Raw genomic sequence first — 2,300 nt, forward strand, 5'->3', positions numbered from 1 at the left:
GAAGGTGCCGCGTTCGTTGGCGCGCACCCTTCTCAGCGAACGCGTGGCGCCGCGCACGTGGGTCTCGTAGATGATGGTGCGGTCCCAGGGGATATGCGGCCGCCGGTCACGGTCGTTGTGCATGGCTTCGTCCACCACCACCGCCTTGGGCATGGCAGCTGCACTGTCACGCCGGTCGAAGGACAGGTCAGCGCGCGGTGAGGCGACACGGTAACCATGCAATGCATCGGTCCAGCGCACCTGGCCATGCAGCAGGCGCGCATAGGGATCGAGCAGCAGCTTGTTCGGGTTGAAGCGATGGCCCTGCTCAGGCTCATACGGACCATGGGCACGGTAGCCATACAGTTGCCCGCCGCGCATACGCGGCAGGTAGCCGTGGAACACCTGGTCGGTGTACTCCGGCAGATCGTACCGCGCGATCTCGCGCCGGCCAGTAGGGTCGAACAGGCACAATTCGATCCGCGTCGCATTGGCCGAGAAGATCGCGAAGTTCGTACCGATGCCGTCGCAGGTGGCACCCAGGGGATAGGCGGCGCCAGTCTGCATGCGTTCGGGAAGGGCGGGCATGAAAGGCCTTTATACGAAGAGGTGTGGTTGGCGTCCTGGCGCGGAGATCAGCCATCCAGGACGAAGATCACCGTGGACAGGGGCGGTACGGTGAGGGCCACTGAATCGGGGTAGCCATGGGCCGGTTGCGGTGATGTTTCCACGCCGCCGCCATTGCCAGCGTTCGACCCGCCATACTGCGCGGCATCGCTGTTGATCACCTCGCGCCAGCGCCCGTGATTCGGCACGCCGATGCGGTAGTGGTGGATCAGTGCCGGCGTGAAATTGCATATCACCAGCGCCGGCGGCGCCCCGTCGGCCATGCGCAGCCAGGCAAATACACTGTTGGCGGCGTCATCGCCCACCACCCAGCGGAATCCGGAAGACTCAGTGTCTTTCGCGTGAAGCGCAGGCACGCTGGCGTAGGTGCGGTTCAGGTCACGCACCAGTTTCTGCACGCCAAGGTGGAAGGGGTTGTCCAACAGATGCCAGGCAATCTGGTCGTCGTGGTTCCACTCGTGCGGCTGGGCCAGCTCGCCGCCGTTGAACAGGAGCTTCTTGCCCGGGTGCGCCCACATGAAGCCGAAGTAGGCACGCAGGTTCGCGAACTTCTGCCATTCATCGCCGGGCATGCGCCCCAGCAACGAACGCTTGCCGTGCACCACTTCATCGTGCGACAGGGGCAGGACGAATTTCTCCGAGTAGGCATACACCATGCCGAAGCTCATGTCGTTGTGATGCCAGCGGCGGTGGATCGGATCATGCGACATGTATTGAAGCGTGTCGTGCATCCAGCCCATGTTCCATTTGTACGAGAAACCCAGGCCGCCCTGCTCCACCGGTGCGGTAACGCCGGGCCAGGCAGTGGATTCCTCCGCGATCGTCAGTACATCGGGGTGTTTCTCGGCCACCACCTGGTTGAAGCGGCGCAGGAAGGCGATCGCTTCGAGGTTTTCCCGGCCGCCGTAGATATTGGGCACCCATTCGCCCGCGTTGCGGCTGTAATCGCGGTAGAGCATCGATGCCACCGCATCCACACGCAGGCCATCGATGTGGAAGCGCTCGAGCCACGCCAGGGCGCTGGCGATCAGGAACCCCGACACCTCGTGGCGCCCAAGGTTGTAGATCAACGTATTCCAGTCCTGGTGATAGCCCTCGAGCGGGTCGCCGTGTTCGTAAAGCGCGGTGCCGTCGAACTGCGCCAGGCCATGGGCGTCGGTCGGGAAGTGCGCCGGCACCCAGTCGATCACCACGCCCACGCCGGCCTCGTGGCAGCGGTCGACGAAGCGGGCGAATGCCTCCGGCGGCCCGAAGCGCGACGTCGGGGCAAACTGCCCCAGGGGCTGGTAGCCCCACGAACCACCGAAGGGATACTCGGAAATCGGTAGAAGCTCGATGTGGGTGAAGCCCATGCCCGCAACATACGGAATCAGGCGTTCGCCCAGTCGGTCCCAGTTGGGCACGTCGTTGGCGTGCTCACGCCACCAGGATCCGGCATGCAGTTCGTAGATCGAAAGCGGCGCGGTGGCGGACTGCCGTGCGGCGCGGCCGCTCATCCAGGCGTCGTCCGACCACTGGAACATCAGCGGATCGGCTACCACCGAAGCGGTCGCCGGCGGCTGTTCGGCCGAGAGCGCCACCGGATCGGCCTTCTCACGCACCACACCATCGAGGCCGCGCACCTGGAACTTGTAGCGCGCGCCCGGCATAAGCCGCGGCACGAACAGCTCCCACACTCCCGCCTCGATGGTGTG

The 2,300-nt window shown here is 64.7% G+C and carries 1 protein-coding gene and 1 pseudogene; both read right to left on the bottom strand.

The genetic code is table 11. The annotated features are described in order from the left end of the window. Positions 1-567, bottom strand: a pseudogene (locus tag VK519_RS17730) (glycogen debranching protein GlgX); the annotation flags it as partial. A gap of 47 nt (positions 568-614) precedes the next feature. Further along, a partial coding sequence (gene glgB, locus VK519_RS17735) for a 1,4-alpha-glucan branching protein GlgB (RefSeq protein ID WP_324351989.1) occupies positions 615-2,300 on the bottom strand: 1,686 nt, incomplete at its 5' end.

Source organism: Pinirhizobacter sp. (assembly GCF_035317885.1).
Taxonomy (GTDB): Bacteria; Pseudomonadota; Gammaproteobacteria; order Xanthomonadales; family Rhodanobacteraceae; genus Pinirhizobacter.